The sequence below is a fragment of the Oleiphilus sp. HI0043 genome (assembly GCF_001634935.1).
This window is the reverse complement of sequence record NZ_LWEY01001244.1, coordinates 1-1992: the sequence shown is the minus strand read 5'-3', so window position 1 is coordinate 1992 and position 1992 is coordinate 1. Positions and strand designations below refer to the sequence as shown.

General features: G+C 43.5%; 3 protein-coding genes. 2 read left to right on the top strand and 1 reads right to left on the bottom strand.

Annotated features, from left to right (window positions below; genetic code table 11):
- Positions 1-56 precede the first annotated feature (56 nt).
- Together A3729_RS33150 and A3729_RS15455 are read left to right on the top strand one after the other, a co-directional pair.
- Positions 57-269, top strand: a complete 213-nt coding sequence (locus A3729_RS33150; protein ID WP_068567935.1) for a hypothetical protein — start codon at positions 57-59, stop codon at positions 267-269.
- The gene (locus tag A3729_RS15455; protein ID WP_197475874.1) at positions 254-976 is read left to right on the top strand and encodes an MBL fold metallo-hydrolase; all 723 of its coding nucleotides are present in this window, start codon (positions 254-256) and stop codon (positions 974-976) included. The genes A3729_RS33150 and A3729_RS15455 overlap by 16 nt, the downstream gene beginning before the upstream one ends.
- 37 nt (positions 977-1013) lie before the next feature.
- On the opposite strand, the gene A3729_RS15450 is transcribed toward A3729_RS15455, so the two are convergent.
- On the bottom strand, positions 1014-1880 hold the full coding sequence (locus A3729_RS15450; RefSeq protein WP_068514500.1) for a hypothetical protein: 867 nt from the start codon (positions 1878-1880) through the stop codon (positions 1014-1016).
- Positions 1881-1992 lie beyond the last annotated feature (112 nt).

The window sequence follows — 1992 nt, the reverse complement described above, 5'->3', positions numbered from 1 at the left end:
TCGTTTCGCTTCACATGTTTGCATGTTAAAGACTCAATCAATAGGGAGATAAATTAGTGAACGTAATTAAAGCGGGCGCCAGCCTCATGTTGTTATTGTCTGCAAATTTAAGTGTTGCAGAAAACCACCACCATAGTACTAAGCAGTTTAAAGTGACTGAGTTAAAGCCAGGCTTTCACTTTCTTCAGGGAAAGGGCGGGAATATCTTATTGTCCGAAGGTGATGACGGGTTGTCGATAGTGACTATGCCGATATGTCAGGTGGTTTAGAGAAAACACTTGATACTTTTGGTAAACCGCTTAAGTACATCCTAAATACGCATTGGCATGGTGACCATACTCAAGGCAATAAGCTCTTGGGTAAAGAGCCTACCGTTGTCGCGCATGATAATGTTTATCAGCGTTTGAACTCTCGTCAAGAGGTTAAGCTGTTTAACATGGTGTCGGAACCATACCCAAAGCATGCGCTGCCGGATATTACCTATGATCATCGTATGACTATCCACTTTAACGGGCATGATATTTCTGTAATGCACTTGCCAATCGGACATACTGATGGCGATAGCGTGATCTTCTTTAAAGAACAAAATATTGTCCATTTGGGTGACCATTTCTTTAACGGCTTTTACCCCTTTGTTGATGTGGATGCAGGTGGGCGTGTACGAGGTGTCGCCCAGAATATTGATCGAATTTTAGATTCTATCGATGACTCAACCCAAATTGTGCCTGGGCACGGACCAATGGCAACGAAGCCAGACCTTATTGCCTTCAGAGACATGTTGCGTGGTACGGCGAAAGAGGTCGAGAGCATGATGAATGACAAGAGCCTGGAAGAGATACAAAGTGCAGGTTTGAGTGCAAAATGGGACGAGTGGGAAAACGGTTTCTTAAATGAGCCTACCTGGATCAAAATCGTCTTTAATAGTTTGCATGCGAGCCAGCACGATAAACCCAATAAACATAAGCACAAACACTAAGTTTCTCTTAGTATAGAGGCTGAAAGTAATGATGCTTTCAGTCTTTATCTAAATGAAACCAGAGAGCTTTCTGGTCTAGTGGTGTCGCTTCAGGAAGCAAAGGGTTAATCAGGCGATAGTGTAGTCGCTGCTTTAAATTAGCCTTCAGTATCAGATCAGCATAATACTGCTGGAACAGCGCATCGAACTTTCCGTCCAACAGGGCTTTCTGAAGCCCCTCTTCTATAAGGCTAGCTAAGGCCGTATTTTCTTGTGCGACAAAGAAATACGTAGCGGTCGGGTAGCTGAGTAGCGTGTGAGGCTCAAGGGTAATGTTGCGATGTTGATGCGTTTCTAGTTCATCCCAGATCTCGATAATAGAGCGAGGAAAGAGTTCCGCCCGATTAAGTGACAACACTTGAAATAAGCCTTCGTAACTGGGGCCAGTTTGTACCTTAAAATTGTTATATCTCAATATGTTGGTATCGGGCCAGTCATGCCCTTGAATGAGTGTGGCTTTTTTTAAAGCCCTTAAATCTTGGCTTTGTTTTCGTGTTGCCAACTGCTCGGGTGTTGTCAGGAACAAGCGCCAGCCAATCAAGCCTTTATAAATAGGGATTCTAATAGGCTTTACTTCTGACTCTCGTTCTTTGGAAGTCATGGTCCACATCACATCGATACCCTTGCTTTGGCTCAACTGTTTGATAGCCCGGCCTTGTGTCATAAAATACTGCGAGGGTTCTACTGTTAGAGGCACCGAATGATAACTTAGGGCTAGCTTTAATAGCTCTATTGGGTAACTGTGATGTTTGGTGAATACTTCGCCTGGCTGAGGGTAGCGAATGCTCGTTTGAGTTATCGCATTGGAAAATGAGCTGAAGAGCGAGAGCAATAAGCTGATGTAAATGAGTTTCGAAAAATTCATAATTCGCTGTTACTCCTACCAAGCAAATATTGAGACAGGTATGGCAGTTGGAAGGAATCGATTGCCATCTAAGCAAAAGCGAATTTGACACCTACTAAAAGGGCGCTATTTT